Annotated in this window: 13 protein-coding genes; 3 read left to right on the forward strand and 10 right to left on the reverse strand. The window is 67.0% G+C overall.

What is annotated here, in order from left to right; genetic code table 11:
* Positions 1-142 precede the first annotated feature (142 nt).
* Positions 143-1,531, forward strand: a complete 1,389-nt coding sequence (gene purB, locus G3N64_RS33995) for an adenylosuccinate lyase (RefSeq protein WP_205788073.1) — start codon at positions 143-145, stop codon at positions 1,529-1,531.
* A gap of 77 nt (positions 1,532-1,608) precedes the next feature.
* Here purB and G3N64_RS34000 read toward each other — a convergent pair whose 3' ends face one another.
* Positions 1,609-3,030, reverse strand: coding sequence for an FAD-dependent oxidoreductase (locus G3N64_RS34000; RefSeq protein ID WP_205788074.1), 1,422 nt, complete (start codon positions 3,028-3,030; stop codon positions 1,609-1,611).
* Between the two features lie 276 nt (positions 3,031-3,306).
* Here G3N64_RS34000 and G3N64_RS34005 point away from each other — a divergent pair, with 276 nt between their 5' ends.
* Complete coding sequence (locus tag G3N64_RS34005) at positions 3,307-3,954, forward strand: TetR/AcrR family transcriptional regulator C-terminal domain-containing protein (protein WP_205788075.1); 648 nt, start codon at positions 3,307-3,309, stop codon at positions 3,952-3,954.
* An 87-nt stretch (positions 3,955-4,041) separates the two neighbouring features.
* On the opposite strand, the gene G3N64_RS34010 is transcribed toward G3N64_RS34005, so the two are convergent.
* The 4 genes from G3N64_RS34010 to edd all read right to left on the reverse strand — a co-directional run bounded on the left by G3N64_RS34010 (position 4,042) and on the right by edd (position 8,681).
* A complete protein-coding gene (locus G3N64_RS34010) occupies positions 4,042-4,545 on the reverse strand; it encodes a gluconokinase (protein WP_205788076.1) in 504 nt (167 codons plus the stop codon).
* Positions 4,546-4,558: 13 nt separating this feature from the next.
* Positions 4,559-5,920, reverse strand: a complete 1,362-nt coding sequence (locus G3N64_RS34015) for a GntP family permease (RefSeq protein WP_205788077.1) — start codon at positions 5,918-5,920, stop codon at positions 4,559-4,561.
* A gap of 258 nt (positions 5,921-6,178) precedes the next feature.
* Complete coding sequence (gene eda / locus G3N64_RS34020; RefSeq protein ID WP_011350938.1) at positions 6,179-6,805, reverse strand: bifunctional 4-hydroxy-2-oxoglutarate aldolase/2-dehydro-3-deoxy-phosphogluconate aldolase; 627 nt, start codon at positions 6,803-6,805, stop codon at positions 6,179-6,181.
* A gap of 19 nt (positions 6,806-6,824) precedes the next feature.
* The gene (gene edd, locus G3N64_RS34025; protein WP_205788078.1) at positions 6,825-8,681 is read right to left on the reverse strand and encodes a phosphogluconate dehydratase; all 1,857 of its coding nucleotides are present in this window, start codon (positions 8,679-8,681) and stop codon (positions 6,825-6,827) included.
* A 282-nt stretch (positions 8,682-8,963) separates the two neighbouring features.
* On the opposite strand from edd, the gene G3N64_RS34030 reads away from it, so the two are divergent.
* Positions 8,964-9,812: a MurR/RpiR family transcriptional regulator gene (locus tag G3N64_RS34030; RefSeq protein WP_011350936.1), complete on the forward strand. Its 849-nt coding sequence runs from the start codon at positions 8,964-8,966 to the stop codon at positions 9,810-9,812.
* A gap of 94 nt (positions 9,813-9,906) precedes the next feature.
* Here G3N64_RS34030 and G3N64_RS34035 read toward each other — a convergent pair whose 3' ends face one another.
* The 5 genes from G3N64_RS34035 to leuS form a co-directional block, all read right to left on the reverse strand.
* The gene (locus G3N64_RS34035; RefSeq protein WP_011350935.1) at positions 9,907-10,329 is read right to left on the reverse strand and encodes a CopD family protein; all 423 of its coding nucleotides are present in this window, start codon (positions 10,327-10,329) and stop codon (positions 9,907-9,909) included.
* A gap of 19 nt (positions 10,330-10,348) precedes the next feature.
* Positions 10,349-11,620, reverse strand: a complete 1,272-nt coding sequence (locus G3N64_RS34040) for a glutamate-5-semialdehyde dehydrogenase (RefSeq protein ID WP_205788079.1) — start codon at positions 11,618-11,620, stop codon at positions 10,349-10,351.
* 138 nt (positions 11,621-11,758) lie between these two features.
* Entirely contained in the window at positions 11,759-12,853 is a 1,095-nt protein-coding gene (gene holA / locus G3N64_RS34045; protein WP_205788080.1) for a DNA polymerase III subunit delta, read from the reverse strand.
* Between the two features lie 18 nt (positions 12,854-12,871).
* On the reverse strand, positions 12,872-13,426 hold the full coding sequence (gene lptE / locus G3N64_RS34050) for an LPS assembly lipoprotein LptE (RefSeq protein WP_039361502.1): 555 nt from the start codon (positions 13,424-13,426) through the stop codon (positions 12,872-12,874).
* A gap of 38 nt (positions 13,427-13,464) precedes the next feature.
* The gene (leuS, locus tag G3N64_RS34055; RefSeq protein WP_205788081.1) at positions 13,465-16,059 is read right to left on the reverse strand and encodes a leucine--tRNA ligase; all 2,595 of its coding nucleotides are present in this window, start codon (positions 16,057-16,059) and stop codon (positions 13,465-13,467) included.
* Positions 16,060-16,270 lie beyond the last annotated feature (211 nt).

Consider the following 16,270-nt stretch of genomic DNA (forward strand, 5'->3'; position numbering starts at 1 on the left):
CCCCGCCGCGTGCGGCCGGCGGTGCCGCATCCGCACGCGGCGGCGCCCGCCGGCCGTGCGCGGCGGGAATCGTCCCGCGCCAATGGTAAAATGCCGGATTCTCCTTCCCCTCGCTCGACCCGGCCCCAAGGCCCGCCCGATCATGTCCGACACTCGTCCCGATACGCTTTTCGCCCTCACCGCGCTCTCGCCCATCGACGGCCGCTACGCCAGCAAGACCGAAGCGCTGCGCGACTGGCTCTCCGAAGCCGCCTTCATGCGCCACCGCGTCACCGTCGAGGTGCACTGGCTGATCGCGCTGTCGCGCGCCGGCTTCGCGGAAGTCCCGCGCTTCTCCGCTGCGTCCGAACAGTTCCTGCTGCAGCTCGCCGAGCGCTTCACCGCGCACGACGCCGCCCGCATCAAGGAAATCGAGCGCGTGACGAACCACGACGTGAAGGCCGTCGAATACTGGCTGAAGGAATCGGTCAAGGGCCAGGAAGAACTCGAAAAGGCCAGCGAATTCATCCACTTCGCGTGCACGTCGGAAGACATCAACAACACGTCGCACGGGATGATGCTCGCCGGCGCGCGCGAACACGTGATCCTGCCGGCGCTGCGCACGGTCTACCAGCGCCTCGTCGCACTCGCGCACGCGCATGCCGAGCAGCCGATGCTGTCGCGCACGCACGGCCAGCCGGCCAGCCCGACGACGCTCGGCAAGGAACTCGCAAACGTCGCGGCCCGCCTCGATCGCGCGATCGCACGCATCGAAAAGGTCGAGATCCTCGGCAAGATGAACGGCGCGGTCGGCAACTTCAACGCGCACCTTTCGGCGTATCCGGAATTCGACTGGGAAGCGTTCTCGCGCGACGTGATCGAGAACCGCCTGAAGCTCACGTTCAACCCGTACACGATCCAGATCGAGCCGCACGACTACATGGCCGAGCTGTTCGACGCCGTGGCGCGCGCGAACACGATCCTGCTCGACCTCGACCGCGACGTGTGGGGCTACATCTCGGTCGGCTATTTCAAGCAGAAGACGAAGGCCGGTGAAATCGGCTCGTCGACGATGCCGCACAAGGTCAACCCGATCGACTTCGAGAACTCGGAAGGCAACCTCGGCCTCGCGAACGCGACGCTGCGCCACCTCGCCGACAAGCTGCCGGTGTCGCGCTGGCAGCGCGACCTGACCGACTCGACGGTGCTGCGCAACATGGGCGTCGCGCTCGGCTACTCGCTGCTCGCGTACGACTCGCTGATCCGTGGCCTCGACAAGCTCGAAGTGAACCCGCAACGCCTGAACGAAGACCTCGACAACTGCTGGGAAGTGCTCGCCGAGCCGGTGCAGACGGTGATGCGCCGCTACGGCATCGAGAACCCGTACGAGCAACTGAAGGAGCTGACGCGCGGCAAGGGCATCACGCGCGAAGCGCTGCAGGAATTCGTCGGCACGCTCGCGATCCCGCAGGATGCGAAGGACCGCCTGCTCGCGATGACGCCTGCGTCGTACATCGGCAAGGCCGTCGAACTCGCGAAGCGGATCGCGTAAGCGCCGCCGTTTCCGCATGTAAAAAAGCCCGATGCGAGCGATCGCATCGGGCTTTTTCATGGCCGGCCGCAGTCCGGTCAGAACGAGATCATCCGCCCCGGGTTGAGCGCGCTCATCACGCTCATCGCGGCCTTCGCAGCGGGAATCGCGATCGGCGACAACTGGCGGCCGAGCGGAATCGCGCGGTGATCGATGCCGGTCAGCATCGAGAAATCGTCGTTACGGCCGACGAAATCGTCGCAGATCGCCTTGCCGATCCGCACCGTCTGCGCGACGCCGTGGCCGCTCCAGCCCTGCACCATGTACATCGGCACGCGGCCGTCGGTCTTGCGGCTGTCGGTCGCGCCGTTCAACGTGAAGTCGCTGACGCCGCTCCAGCAGTAGTCGAGCGCGAACTGGCCGTCGACCTGCGGGAACACCGTATTCAGCCGCGTCAGCAGGTACGCGTTCACGTCGGGCTGCGCCCAGCACGTGCCGGTGCCCTGCCCGCCGAACAGCAGGCGGTTGCCGCGTACCGGCCGGTAGTAGTCGATCTGGAACTGCGTGTCGTACACGGGCATGCCGGCCGGCATCAGCGTCGCGACGTCGACGTCGAGCGGCGCCGTCACGCTCACGTAGGTAAAGAACGGCACGGTCGTCGCGGCGCCGTCGTCGAGCAGCCGGAACGTCGTGTTGTGCAGCGCGAGCACGACGCCCTTGCGCGCGGTGATCGTGCCGCCCGGCGTCGTCGCGACGACGCCTGCCGGCGTCTCGTCGAGCTCGAGCACCTCGGTGCCTTCGAACAGCACACCGCCGTTCAGCCGGAAGCCGTGCACGAGGCCGCGCACCAGCGCGAGCGGATGGATCTGCCCGCCGGTCGCATCGATCGCCGCGCCGTGGTACAGCCCGGAGCGCACGTAGTCGTCATGCAGTTGATGGCGGCCGACGAGCGTCACGCCCGCATCGCCGAGATGGCGGCGCGCATCCGCGCCGTCGAGCAGCGCGCTCATGTGGCCCGGGTGGACCGCCGCCGTAATGTGGCCGCGCTTGCGGTCGAGCTCGAGCGCGTAACGCGCGCCGATCGCATCGATCAGGTCCATCGATTCCGCCGATGCGAAGCGCCACAGCCGCTTCGCGTCGTCGTGCGACAGGTGGTCGATCATGTCGGCGGCTTCCCAGCGCGCGAGGCCGGGCGTGAGCTGCCCGCCGTTGCGGCCCGATGCGGCCGAACCGACGTGGTGCTTGTCGACGAGGATCGTGTCGACGCCCGCTTCCGCGAGATGCAGCGCGGCCGATGCGCCGAGCAGGCCCGCGCCGATCACGAGCACGTCGCACACGGCGTCCTGCGCGAGCGGCGCGCTGTTCGCGTGGCGCGACAGCGACGCCTCGTACCAGTTCGCCGGGCGCTCGCCGTCGTAGCGGGCCGGGTCGCACCAGTTCCAGTTGTCTTTTTCGATGTTCAGTTGCGTTTGTTCGAAACGCGATTCGCCCTGGATCAGGGGTTGATTGTTGAAAGTCATGATTGCACTTGCATGGTCTTGGGCCGCCTGTCGAAGAGCCTTCTGGCTTCGCGGGTGGGGCAGCCGGTTCCACATGGGTGTCAACGAGAAAAGGGGCGCGATGGCCCGTGTTGACGGCGGGCACGCTCGTGCCGCCTGGATCCCGGACTGTGCGAAAGCACGTATTGAAAGGTGCCGAGACACCCAATTTCTACACCGCAGAAATAATTCTACAGTGTAGAATAAGCTTTCGTCAAGTTGACAGCCGGTGCCGCACCGGCACGCCAGCCCGCATCGATGAAAGACAAACCCGCCCAGGGCCCGCGCGGCCTTGACAAAGACGCCATCGTCGCGGCGGCGCTCGCGCTGCTCGAAGACGTCGGCGAAGCCGCGTTCAGCGTACGCAAGCTCGCGCAATCGGTCGGCTGCGACCCGATGAGCGTGCTGTACCACTTCAAGTCGAAGGAAGGCCTGAGCCGCGCGATCGCGAACGCGCTGTCGCGCTCGCTCGTGCCGGTCGACGCCGCACTGCCGTGGCGCGAACGGCTGCGCGACCTTGCGCGCCAGTACCGCGCGCTCGCGCTGCGCTACCCGGCCGCGTTCGCGCTGCTGCAGCGGCACATGAGCACGGGGCCGGCCGATCTCGCGCACATCGAGGCCGTACATCGGGCGCTGGCCGACGCCGGCATCCCGTGCGCGGCACGGCCGTCGGTGTGCGTCGGCTGGTATGCGAGCGTGATCGGGCTTGCCGCCGCCGAAGCCGGTGGCCTCACGCGCGCCGCGAACGACGTCGAGCTCGCGGAAATGGAAGCGCTGTCCGACGCCGCGCATCCGCTCGTCAAGGCGGCCGCCCCGCTCTATGCGCAGCTCGATCCGGCGGCCGTGCACGACACGATGCTCGACGTGCTGCTCGACGGCATCGCGAAGCAGGCGCCCGCGGCCTGACCCGCCCGCCGCCCTCGGCCCGCGGCCCACCAACGCAAAAGGCGCCCCGAAGGGCGCCTTTTGCATGACGATTGCCGCGACCCGCGCTCAGTGCTGCTGCGCGAGACCGATCTTCACCATGACCTGATCGACGATCTGCTCGGGCGTCAGCTCGATGCTGACCTCGATCGCTTCGTCCGGGCCCGGCTCCTCGAGCGTGTCGAGCTGGCTCTTCAGCAGCGACGGATCGAAGAAATGGCCGGTGCGGCTCTTCAGGCGCTCGTGCAACACCTCGAACGAACCCTTCAGATACACGAACCGCACGTCAGTGTCGGTGCCGCGCAGCACGTCGCGGTACGACCGCTTCAGCGACGAGCACGTGAACACGGCCGTCTCGCCGGCATGCTGCTTTTCCTCGATGGCTGCGCGGATCGTGCGCAGCCACGGCCAGCGGTCGTCGTCGGTCAGCGGAATGCCGTGGTGCATCTTTTCCTTGTTCGCGGCGCTGTGAAACGCGTCGCCATCGGTATAGCTGCACGACAGGCGTTCCGCCAGCATTTCGCCGATTCGCGACTTGCCCGCACCCGACACGCCCATTGCGATCAGAATCATTGACTACCCCTTGTTACAGAACCAGGCTCAGCAGCAGCGTAAAGCTCAGACCGAGCACCGAGATGATGGTTTCAAGCAGCGACCAGGTCTTGAACGTCTGGCCGACCGTCATCCCGAAGTATTCCTTGATCAGCCAGAAGCCGCCGTCGTTCACGTGCGAGAAGATCAGCGAGCCCGAGCCCGTCGCGAGCACCAGCAGCTCCGGACGAACCGCCGCGCCCGACGACGCCGCGATCGGCGCGACGATGCCGCAGGCCGTCGTCATTGCGACCGTCGCCGAGCCCGTCGCGAGACGCATCAGCGCCGCGACGAACCAGCCGAGCAGCAGCGGCGACAGGTTCGCGTGCTTCGCGGTCTCGACGATCTGCTGCGAGATCCCGCTGTCGCGCAGGACGCCGCCGAAGCCGCCGCCCGCACCGACGATCAGCGTGATGCCGGCGATCGGCGCCAGGCACTCGCCGCAGAACTTCTGGATCTGGTCGCGGTTGAAGCCCTGCAGCTTGCCGAACGTGAAGAAGCTCACGAGCACGGCGATCAGCAGCGCGACGTCCGAGTTGCCGGCGAAGCGCAGCAGGTTGTTCGGCAGCGACTTCGGCGTGAACAGCAGGTCGGCCCAGCTGCCGACGAGCATCAGCACGACGGGCAGCAGGATCGTGAACAGCGTGATGCCGAAGCTCGGCAGTTCGCGCTTGCGGCCTTCCGTGTGCGTATCGACGAACTGCGCGGCCAGCGGGTTGTCGTCCGGCAGCTTCACGAACTTCGAGATCATCAGCGCGAACAGCGGGCCCGCGATGATCGCGGTCGGCACGCCGACGATCAGGCCGAACGCGATCGTCTTGCCGATATCGGCGCCGTATTGCTGAACGGCCAGCAGCGCGGCCGGGTGCGGCGGGATCAACCCGTGCACGACGGACAGGCCGGCCACCATCGGCAGGCCGACGACGAGCAGCGACTTGCCGGTGCGCTTCGCGACGTTGAATGCGATCGGGATCAGCAGCACGAAGCCGACTTCGAAGAACACCGGCAGGCCGACGATGATCGCGACGAACATCATCGCCCAGTGGATGTTCTTTTCACCGAACCAGTCGATCAGCGTGGTCGCGATCCGTTCGGCGCCGCCCGATTCGGCCATCATCTTGCCGAGCATCGTGCCGAGGCCGACGACGATCGCGATGTGGCCGAGCGTGCCGCCGGTGCCCGTCTCGAACGACTTGACGATCTTGTCCATCGGCATGCCGACGACGAGGCCGAGGCCGAGCGAGACGATGATCAGCACCAGGAACGGGTAGATCTTGTAGCGCGCGATCATCAGGATCAGCGCGGCGATCGCGATCAGCGTGAATACGAGCAGCATGCTGCCTTGGACAGCCCCCATGTGGCACTCCTCCTAGAATTGTTCGAACCGGGCGAGTTGTTGCGAGTATGCCCGGCTATGCAGGTCTCCGAAACACGGGGGTACCCCCCCGTCAGGACGCTGAATTTTACTTATCTTTGCGATCCGCGGATAGAACCGGTTCCATCAGCAAAAACCCTCGGTAAAACAAGCACTAAGCGCTTTCTCTCCGAGGGTTGAGGGCCTGTTCGCGCCAGTAACGGGCTTGCGCGAACAGGCCCTTATCATTCCATACAAGCCTTAACGGGGAAGCTGGCTCGCGGCTTGCGCGAGGCGCGTGACTTCGGCCCAGTCCTGCGCGGCGAGCGCGGCTTTCGGCGTGAGCCACGAGCCGCCGACGCACACGACGTTCGGCAGTTTCAGGAAATTCGGCGCGGTTTCGACCGTGATGCCGCCGGTCGGACAGAACTTCAGCGCCGGAAACGGGCCGTGGAACGCCTGCAGCATCGGCACGCCGCCCGCCTGCTGCGCGGGGAAGAACTTCACGATCTCGTAGCCGAATTCGAGTGCCTGGATGATGTCGCTCGGCGTCATCACGCCCGGCAGCAGCGGCAGGCCCGCGTCGAGCGACGCGAGGTGCAGCTCCTTCGTCAGGCCCGGCGACACGCCGAACTTCGCGCCCGCGCGCTTCGCCTGCTCGCAATGCTCGGGCTTCGTGATCGTGCCCACGCCGACGACGATGTCGTCCGCGAGCTGGCTCGCACGCTGGATCGCTTCCAGGCCGGCCGGCGTGCGCAGCGTGATCTCGAGCACCTTCACGCCACCCGCGTGCAGTGCACGCGACACGTGTTCGCCCTGCTCGACCGAGTCGAATGCGAGCACCGGGATGACCGGGCCCAGCTTCACGATTTCAGCAATCGTCTTCATTGAATTGGCTCCTTGAAATTCATGCGGCGACGTGGGCGGCCGTTTCACCGACCAGCGTCCCGAAAACCGATGCGCCCTGCTCGGCCGGCGCAGCGGCCGCGCGGAACACGCCGAACAGTTCACGCCCGAAACCGACCTCGTTCTCGGCCTGGTGCAGCGGCTGCGCGACCGGGCGCGCCTGCCACTCCGCAGCGTCGATCTCGATGTCGAGCACGCCGGCTTCCGCGTCGATCACGAGCGTATCGCCCGTCTTCACCTTGCCGAGCGGGCCGGCCAGCAGCGCTTCCGGCGACACGTGGATCACGGCCGGCACCTTGCCCGACGCGCCCGACATGCGGCCGTCGGTGACGAGCGCGACATGGAAGCCCTGATCCTGCAGCACGCCGAGCAGCGGCGTCAAACGATGCAGCTCGGGCATCCCGTTCGCGCGCGCGCCCTGGAAGCGCACCACCGCGACGAAGTCGCGCTTCAGCTCGCCGCGATCGAATGCTTCCTGCACGGCTTCCTGCGAATCGAACACGATCGCGGGCGCCGTCACCTTGCGGTGTTCGGGCGCGACCGCCGAAATCTTGATCACGCCGCGGCCGAGGCGGCCCTGCATCAGGCGCAGGCCGCCGTCCGGCTGGAACGGGTCGCGGATGCCGCGCAGCACCTTCGTGTCGTGGCTTTCAGCCGCGCCGTCGACCCACGTGAGCTTGCCGTCGATCAGCTTCGGCTCCTTCGTATAGTGCGACAGGCCCTTGCCGGCGACCGTCGTCACGTCTTCGTGCAGCAGCCCGCCTTCGAGCAGGTTGCGCACCAGGAAGGCCACGCCGCCCGCCGCGTGGAAGTGGTTCACGTCGGCCTTGCCGTTCGGGTAGATCTTCGCGAGCAGCGGCACGACGGCCGACAGTTCGTCGAAGTCGTTCCAGTCGATCAGGATGCCGGCCGCGCGCGCGATCGCGACGAGGTGCAGCGTGTGGTTGGTCGAGCCGCCCGTCGCGAGCAGCGCGACGATCCCGTTGACGATCGCCTTCCCGTCGATCACGTGGCCGATCGGCGTGTAGTGGCCGCGCTCGACGGTCAGGTCGAGCACGCGGCGCGCAGCCTCGGCGGTGAGCGCGGTGCGCAGCGGCGTGTGCGGGTGGACGAAAGCCGAGCCCGGCAGGTGCAGCCCCATCAGCTCCATCAGCATCTGGTTGCTGTTCGCGGTGCCGTAGAACGTGCAGGTGCCGTGGCCGTGATACGCGGCCGATTCGGCTTCGAGCAGCGCGTCGCGGCCGACCTGGCCGGTTGCGAACTGCTGGCGGATCTTCGCCTTGTCGTCGTTCGACAGGCCGCTCGTCATCGGGCCGGCCGGCACGAAGATCGTTGGCAGGTGGCCGAACTGCAGCGCGCCGATCAGCAGGCCCGGCACGATCTTGTCGCAGATGCCGAGGCAGAGCGCCGCGTCGAACATGTTGTGCGTGAGCGCGATCGCCGTGCCCATCGCGATCGCCTCGCGCGAGAACAGCGACAGCTCCATCCCCGGGTTGCCCTGCGTGACGCCGTCGCACATCGCCGGCACGCCGCCCGCGAACTGCGCGACGCCGCCGTTCTCGCGCGCGGCCGCCTTGATGATCTCGGGGAAATCCTTGTACGGCGCATGCGCGGACAGCATCTCGTTGTACGAGGACACGATGCCGATGTTCGGCTCCCGGATAGCCTTGATCGAGAACTTGTCGTTGCCCTCGAGGCCCGCGAAGCCGTGCGCGAGGTTCGCGCACGACAGCGCGCCGCGTGCCGGGAACTTGCCCTGCGCGCCGTCGATGCGCTGCAGATAGGCGGAACGGGTCGATTGGCTGCGGGCGATCACGCGTTCGGTGACCTTCGCCAGAGTGGGGTGCAGCGACGTCATGCTGGGCGCTCCTGTATGCCGGCCGACACCGGCGGTTGGAATCGTGGGGACGGTCGAATGCATCGACCGAACGAAGCCAGTCTAGTAGAAAAACTACAAGCACGCAATGCGGATTCATCCACCCGCAACCCTCATTCCCTCTACCAGCAAGGCAATACCTAGTGAAAACCCTAATTCTCCGCTCCACAAGCACCATGCCGACGCTAGCATTTTCTTGTAGATTTTCTACAATACGATTGCGATACACTCGCTCATCCGAACCCGATTTCTGCCTGCCGTCCCATGCTGCCTCGCATTGAAGCGATCCGCGCCGAGTTGCGCCCGTCCGAGCGCAAGCTCGCCGACTACATCCTCGCCGCGCCGCGCGAGGTGCTCGACCTCGCGATGACCGAGCTGTCGACACGCGCGGGCGTCAGCCAGCCGACGATCGCGCGCTTCTGCCAAGCGCTCGGCTGCAGCGGCTTTCGCGAGTTCAAGATCCGGCTCGCGCAGAGCGTCGCGCCGGGCGTGTCGTCGGTCTATCGCGACGTCGAGCCCGACGAACCGGCGCCCGGCATCATCGGCAAGGTGTTCGACCGCACGATCGGCGCGCTGATCGAGGTGCGCAACAGCCTGTCCGCGGGCAGCGTCGCCGATGCGATCGCGCTGCTGTCGAACGCATCGCGGATCGAGTTCTACGGCGCCGGCGGCTCGGGCATCGCCGCGCAGGACATCCAGCACAAGTTCTTCCGGCTCGGCGTGCCGAGCGTCGCGTATTCGGATCCGCACACGTTCTCGATGTCGTCGGCGCTGCTCGGGCCGCACGACGTCGTCGTCGCGATCTCGAACACCGGCCGCACGCGCGACATCGTCGACGCCGCGCGCTCCGCGCTCGCGTGCGGCGCGAAGGTGGTCGCGATCACGCAGAGCCATTCGCCGCTCGCGAAGCTCGCGACGGTGAGCCTCGCGTCGAACGTTGCGGAGGAAACGGATGTGTTCTCGCCGATGACGTCGCGGATGTCGCATCTCGCGATCGGCGACATCCTCGCGGTCGGCGTCGCGCTGTCGCGCGGCCCCGCGCTGATGGAACGGGTCGGCCGCGCGAAGGAGGCAATCACGCGCCGCCGGATCGACGACGGCGCGAAGGATTGAGCCGGCACCGCGCCAACCATGCGGTAAACGACAAACGGCGCCCCGCGGGGCGCCGTTGCGCATCGGCGGCGCCGGCAACTTCGCCGGCCGCCGCTCAGAACGGCTTGATCACGACCAGCGCGACCGCCGCGAGCATGCCGAGCACCGGCAACTCGTTGAACACGCGATACCACTTGTCGGTGCGGCGGTTCTCGCCGCGCTCGAACACCCGCAGCAGGTGCCCGCAATACGCGTGATAGACGATGAGCAGCAGCACGACCGTCACCTTCGCGTGGATCCAGCCCTGCCCCTGCCCGATGCCGATCGACAGCCAGAGCCACAGCCCGCAGGCCAGCGCCGGCACCGCGATCATCGTCATGAAGCGGAACAGCTTGCGTGCCATCAGCAGCAGGCGCCGCACGGCGGCCGGATCGGTTTCCATGGCCAGGTTCACGTAGATGCGCGGCAGGTAGAACAGCCCCGCGAACCACGCGGCGATCAGAACGATATGGAACGTCTTGACCCAGAGCATCGCCATCGGTTGTGTGCCTCGCTTTTTACTGGCGGCCTTCGCCGTGCCCGAGTACGACGTACTTCAGCGACGTCAGCCCTTCCAGGCCGACGGGGCCGCGTGCGTGCAGCTTGTCGTTCGAGATGCCGATTTCCGCGCCGAGGCCGAATTCGAAACCGTCCGCGAAACGCGTCGACGCGTTGACCATCACGCTCGCCGAATCGACCTCGCGCAGGAACCGCATCGCGCGGTCGTGATCCTCGGTGACGATCGCATCCGTGTGGTGCGACCCGTAATGGTTGATGTGCTCGATCGCGGCGTCGAGGCCGTCGACGACCTTGATCGCGAGCACCGGCGCGAGATACTCGGTGTGCCAGTCTTCCTCGGTTGCATCGACGAGCGGGCCGACGCCCGCATCGGCGAGCACCGCGCGCGCGGCCGCATCGACGCGCAGTTCGACCTGCTTGTCGCGATACAGCTTGCCGAGCGGCGGCAGCAGCGTCGCCGCGACACCGCTCGCCACGAGCAGCGTCTCCATCGTGTTGCAGGTGCCGTAGCGGTGCGTCTTCGCGTTGTCGCAGACGGTCAGCGCCTTGTCGAGATCGGCACGATCGTCGACATACACGTGGCAGATGCCGTCGAGGTGCTTGATCATCGGCACGCGCGCCTCGTTGATCAAGCGCTCGATCAGGCTCTTGCCGCCGCGCGGCACGATCACGTCGACGTATTCGGTCATCGTGATCAGCTTGCCGACTGCCGCGCGATCGGCGGTCGCGACGACCTGCACCGCATCCTGCGGCAGGCCGGCCGCTTCGAGCCCTTCGCCGATCAGCTTCGCGAGCGCCGCGTTCGATTCGAGCGCTTCGGAGCCGCCGCGCAGGATCGTCGCGTTGCCCGACTTCAGGCACAGCGCAGCCGCGTCGATCGTCACGTTCGGGCGCGATTCGTAGATGATGCCGATCACCCCGAGCGGCACACGCATCTGGCCCACCTGGATACCGCTCGGGCGGTACTTGAGGTTGCTGATCTCGCCGATCGGATCGGCCAGCGACGCCACCTGGCGCAAGCCCTCGACCATCGTCTGCAGCGCCTTGTCCGACAGCGTCAGGCGATCGACGAACGCCGCATCGAGCCCCTTTTCACGGGCACGGGCGACATCGCGCGCATTCGCGTCCTTCAGCGCCTGCGCGTCGCGTTCGATCGCGCGAGCCACGGCGTCGAGCGCCGCATTCTTCGCGGCCGTGCTGGCGCGCGCCATCGCGCGGGAAGCGTGCCGGGCGCGACGGCCCAGGTCGGTCATGTACTGATCGATATCCATCGTGTGACTCGAGAAGCGCGCCGCGCTGGGCGGCATGAATTCGTGGGGAAGCGTGAGCGGCGGCGGCCGGAAAGCCGCGCCAGCCATCGAAACATTGTAAGCGGGTTGCGCAGCGTGCGCTGAAGGCCCGAACGGGACTTAGCGTCGCACGCGACCCGCGGTCGGCGGTCGCTCGCCGCGGGCACCGGCCACCGTCATCGCGAGCTGGAACAGCCCGTCCCACGGATCGGGCGGCGGTTCGTCCTGCGTGCGGCGGCCCGGCACGACGGCCGTGAGCCCCTTGACCTGCCGGTCGAGCTTCGCGGCAAACGCGAGCGCCTTCTCGAGCACGGATTCCGATACGCGGTTCAGCGCGGGGCCGATCAGCCGCTCGCGCGGCCCCCACACGCGGTTCTCGCGCAGCAGCGTCGCGAGCGGCTTGCCGGCCGTCGTGCCGCGCTTGATCCGCAGCAGCGTGCGCAATTCCTCGACGACGGCCCACATCACGAGCACGATTGCCTCGCCCTCGCCCTTCAGCCCGTCGATCATCCGCGCGAGCCGCGCGGCGTCGCCGGCAAGCATCGCTTCGTTCAGCTTGAAAACGTCGTAACGCGCGACGTTCAGCACCGCGTCGTGCACCTGCTCGAACGACAGCGCGCCCTGCGGATACAGCAGCCCGAGCTTCTGGATCTCCTGGTGCGCGGCGAGCAGGTTGCCTTCGACGCGCTCGGCGATGAACTGCAGCGCGCGCCGCCCATCCTCGCCGGGCGCGGCGCGCTGGCCCTGCATCGCGAGACGCTGGCCGATCCAGTTCGGCAGCTGCGCGCGGTCGACCGGATCGATCTTCAGCGCGACGCCGCCGTTCTGCAGCGCGGTGAACCATGCGGATTTCTGCGTGGCCGCGTCGAGGCGCGGCAACGTGACGAGCATCAGCGCGTCGGGATTCGGCGTGGCCGCGAGCGTCTTCAGCGCATCGGCGCCTTCCTTGCCGGGCTTGCCCGACGGAATGCGCAGCTCGATCAGCTGGCGTTCGCCGAACAGCGACATCGCCTGGGTTGCGCCGAGCAGCACGCTCCAGTCGAAGCCGCGCTCGACCGTATGCACCGAACGTTCGGTGAAGCCGGCCGCGCGTGCGGCCGCACGAATGCGGTCGCACGCTTCCTGCGCGAGCAGCGGCTCGTCGCCGTAGACGGTATAGAGTCCGGCCAACCCCTTCGCGAGGTGCGGCTCCAGCGCATCAAGTCGCAGTTGCATCGGTGCGTGCGCCGTCGATCAGAGCGGCGGCGGCGGCAGCGGCGCGCGCGGCGCAACGCCCGGCACCACGTCCTCCGGCGCCGGCGTCAGCGAATGGACGATCGCGAGACGCCGCATCAGCTGGTCGACTGCGTCGTTCTGCATGTCGCCGTACAGGATGTCGGCTTCCTGCGCCTTCGCGTTCGTGTACTGGTCGCTGTACGTCATCGCGCGGTTCAGCGCGATCGCGCTCGGCGGGATCAGCACGGTGCCGTCCTTGCTCGTCAGCGTGTAGTTCAGCGTGTAGAACAGCGCGTATTCCTGCGCGGAGCCGTACTTGTTGAGCGTCAGCGTGTTCTGGCCACGCGACTCCCACATGCGCAGCACGGCATCGGCGTCATCTGCCGACTTGACGATCTTCGTGTCGCTGCCGGCTTCGACGAGGCGCACGAGGCGCGCCTCGACGGGTGCCGGCGCGCCGGCGATCAGCAGGTGCTTGAACGCGTAGTCCTGCTGGCCGCGCAACTGGAAGCCGCATGCCGACAGCGCGACCGCGCTGCCGACGGCGAGCATCAAAAACGATCTGCGGATCACCTTCACTCCTTCTGGGTACGTCCGACGGCCCGCGGCCGTCAGACGACGATGTTCACGAGGCGGCCCGGCACGACGACGATCTTCTTCGCCGGCTTGCCGTCGCTGAACTTCGCGAACGCGTCGTCGGCCACCGCCGCGGCTTCGATCGCCTCGCGGCTCGCGTCCTTCGCGACCTTCAGCGCGCCGCGCACCTTGCCGTTCACCTGCAGCACGAGTTCGATCTCGGCCTGCTCGAGCGCGGCCTCGTCGACCTTCGGCCACGGTGCGTCGAGCAGCGGGCCGAATTCGTCCGCGTAGCCGAGCGCCTTCCACAGCTCGAACGTGACGTGCGGCACGACCGGGTACAGCACGCGCAGCAGCACGCCGTACGTTTCGCGCAGCACGCCGGGCGTCGCGCCCTTCGCGCCGTCGATCGCGTTCAGCATCTTCATCGCAGCCGACACGACCGTGTTGTACTGCAGGCGCTGGTAGTCGAAATCGGCCTGCTTCAGCACGCTGTAGATCTCGCGGCGCAGCGCCTTGTCGGCTTCACCGAGCGCGGCCGCATCGAAGCCCGCGCGCGCGGCGAGCGCTTCGCGGTTCGTCGCACCGAAGCTCCACACGCGGCGCAGGAAGCGGCTCGCGCCCTCGACGCCCGCCCCCGACCACTCGAGCTGCTGCTCGGGCGGTGCGGCGAACATCGTGAACAGGCGCGCGGTATCCGCGCCGTACTGGTCGATCAGCACCTGCGGATCGACGCCGTTGTTCTTCGACTTCGACATCTTCTCGATGCCGCCGAGCACGACCGGCTGGCCGTCGGCGTTCAGCGTCGCGCCGACCGGGCGGCCCTTGTCGTCGAACGCGACGGTCACGTCGGCCGGGTTGTACCAGGTCTTCTTGCCGGACGCGTCTTCACGGTAGAACGTCTCGTTCAGCACCATCCCCTGCGTGAGCAGGTTCTTCGCCGGCTCGCCGAACTTCACGAGGCCGAGGTCGCGCATCACCTTGGTCCAGAAGCGCGAATACAGCAGGTGCAGGATCGCGTGCTCGATGCCGCCGATGTACTGATCCATCGGCATCCAGTAATCGGTGCGCGCGTCGACCATCGTCTCGGCGTCCGGTGCCGTGTAGCGCGAGAAGTACCATGACGAATCGACGAAGGTGTCCATCGTGTCGGTTTCGCGCTTCGCGGCCGCGCCGCACTTCGGGCACGCGCAGTTCAGGAATGCTTCCGACTTCGCGAGCGGGTTGCCCGAGCCGTCCGGCACGAGGTCTTCCGGCAGCACGACCGGCAGGTCCTGCTCCGGCACCGGCACGTCGCCGCACGACGGGCAGTGGATGATCGGGATCGGCGTGCCCCAGTAGCGCTGGCGCGACACGCCCCAGTCGCGCAGGCGCCACGTGACCTGCTTGTCGCCGAAGCCGCCGGCCTTCAGGTCGGCCGCGATCGCGTCGACCGCCGCGCCGTACGCCAGGCCGTCGTACTTGCCGCTGTTGACGCAGGTCGCGACTTCCTTGTCGCCGTACCACTCTTGCCATGCGTCGAGCGAGTACGTCTGGCCTTCGGCCGCGATCACCTGCTTGATCGGCAGGTCGTATTTCTTCGCGAATGCGAAGTCGCGCTCGTCGTGCGCGGGCACGCCCATCACGGCGCCTTCGCCATAGCTCATCAGCACGTAGTTGCCGATCCAGACCTCGACCGGCTCGCCGGTCAGCGGGTGCGTGACCGTGAAGCCCGTCGCGACGCCCTTCTTCTCCATCGTCGCGACATCGGCCTCGGCAACGCCACCGCGCTTGCATTCGTCGATGAACGCGAGCAGTTCCGGCTTGTCCTGCGCGAGGCGCGTGGCGAGCGGATGCTCGGCCGCGATCGCGCAGAAGGTGACGCCCATGATCGTGTCGGCGCGCGTCGTGAATACGCGCAGCAGCTTCTTCTCGCCGTCGAGTTCATACGGGAAGCCGAAGTTCACGCCGAAGCTCTTGCCGATCCAGTTCTGCTGCATGATCTTCACGCGCTCGGGCCAGCCGAGGCCGTCGAGGTCGTTCAGCAGCTCATCCGCGTACTGCGTGATGCGCAGGTAGTACATCGGGATCTCGCGCTTCTCGACGAGCGCGCCCGAGCGCCAGCCGCGGCCGTCGATCACCTGCTCGTTCGCGAGCACGGTCTGGTCGACCGGATCCCAGTTCACGGTGCCCGTCTTCTTGTACGCGATGCCCTTCTCGAGCATCTTCAGGAACAGCCACTGGTTCCACTTGTAGTAGTCCGGCTTGCACGTCGCGATTTCGCGCGACCAGTCGATCGCGAGGCCCATCGACTGCATCTGGCCCTTCATGTAGTCGATGTTGTCGTAGGTCCACTTCGCGGGCGGCACGCCGTTCGCCATCGCGGCGTTCTCGGCCGGCATCCCGAACGCGTCCCAGCCCATCGGCATCAGCGTGTTGTAGCCGTTCATCCGCAGATAGCGGTACATCACGTCGTTGATCGTGTAGTTGCGCACGTGACCCATGTGCAGCTTGCCGGACGGGTACGGCAGCATCGACACGCAGTAGAACTTCGGCTTCTGCGAATCTTCCTGCGTCTTGTAGGCATCGGCTGCGCGCCAGTCGCCCTGGGCGGCGGCTTCGACGTCGGCGGGTACGTATCTCTCGTGCATGGTGTGGTTCGGACTAGGCTTTAAGCGGCGCGACGGCGCGCGCAGGAGTGGATCGAAAATCGTGCTTGCCCGGCGGACCTGCAGGTTCGCTGTAGCCGGACCTGTTCACGGTGAACGGGCATTTTCCGGGGAACCCGCAGCATGCCCGGGTAGCCTGGAAAATTCCGGGTTACCTGAAAAAAGCCTGCCAACCGGGAAAAACGTTGATTAT

Origin of the sequence: Burkholderia sp. Ac-20344 (assembly GCF_017104975.1) — a bacterium.
Taxonomy (GTDB): Bacteria; Pseudomonadota; Gammaproteobacteria; order Burkholderiales; family Burkholderiaceae; genus Burkholderia.

Bases quoted from the DNA above. Each gene is read 5' to 3' on its own strand.
- edd (WP_205788078.1), bottom strand. From the start codon at position 8,681: ATGACGTCGCTGCACCCCACTCTGGCGAAGGTCACCGAACGCGTGATC.
- eda (WP_011350938.1), bottom strand. From the start codon at position 6,805: ATGAAGACGATTGCTGAAATCGTGAAGCTGGGCCCGGTCATCCCGGTG.
- G3N64_RS34035 (WP_011350935.1), bottom strand. From the start codon at position 10,329: ATGGCGATGCTCTGGGTCAAGACGTTCCATATCGTTCTGATCGCCGCG.
- G3N64_RS34010 (WP_205788076.1), bottom strand. From the start codon at position 4,545: ATGATTCTGATCGCAATGGGCGTGTCGGGTGCGGGCAAGTCGCGAATC.
- G3N64_RS34005 (WP_205788075.1), top strand. From the start codon at position 3,307: ATGAAAGACAAACCCGCCCAGGGCCCGCGCGGCCTTGACAAAGACGCC.
- G3N64_RS34000 (WP_205788074.1), bottom strand. From the start codon at position 3,030: ATGACTTTCAACAATCAACCCCTGATCCAGGGCGAATCGCGTTTCGAA.
- G3N64_RS34015 (WP_205788077.1), bottom strand. From the start codon at position 5,920: ATGGGGGCTGTCCAAGGCAGCATGCTGCTCGTATTCACGCTGATCGCG.
- leuS (WP_205788081.1), bottom strand. From the start codon at position 16,059: ATGCACGAGAGATACGTACCCGCCGACGTCGAAGCCGCCGCCCAGGGC.
- purB (WP_205788073.1), top strand. From the start codon at position 143: ATGTCCGACACTCGTCCCGATACGCTTTTCGCCCTCACCGCGCTCTCG.
- holA (WP_205788080.1), bottom strand. From the start codon at position 12,853: ATGCAACTGCGACTTGATGCGCTGGAGCCGCACCTCGCGAAGGGGTTG.
- G3N64_RS34040 (WP_205788079.1), bottom strand. From the start codon at position 11,620: ATGGATATCGATCAGTACATGACCGACCTGGGCCGTCGCGCCCGGCAC.
- G3N64_RS34030 (WP_011350936.1), top strand. From the start codon at position 8,964: ATGCTGCCTCGCATTGAAGCGATCCGCGCCGAGTTGCGCCCGTCCGAG.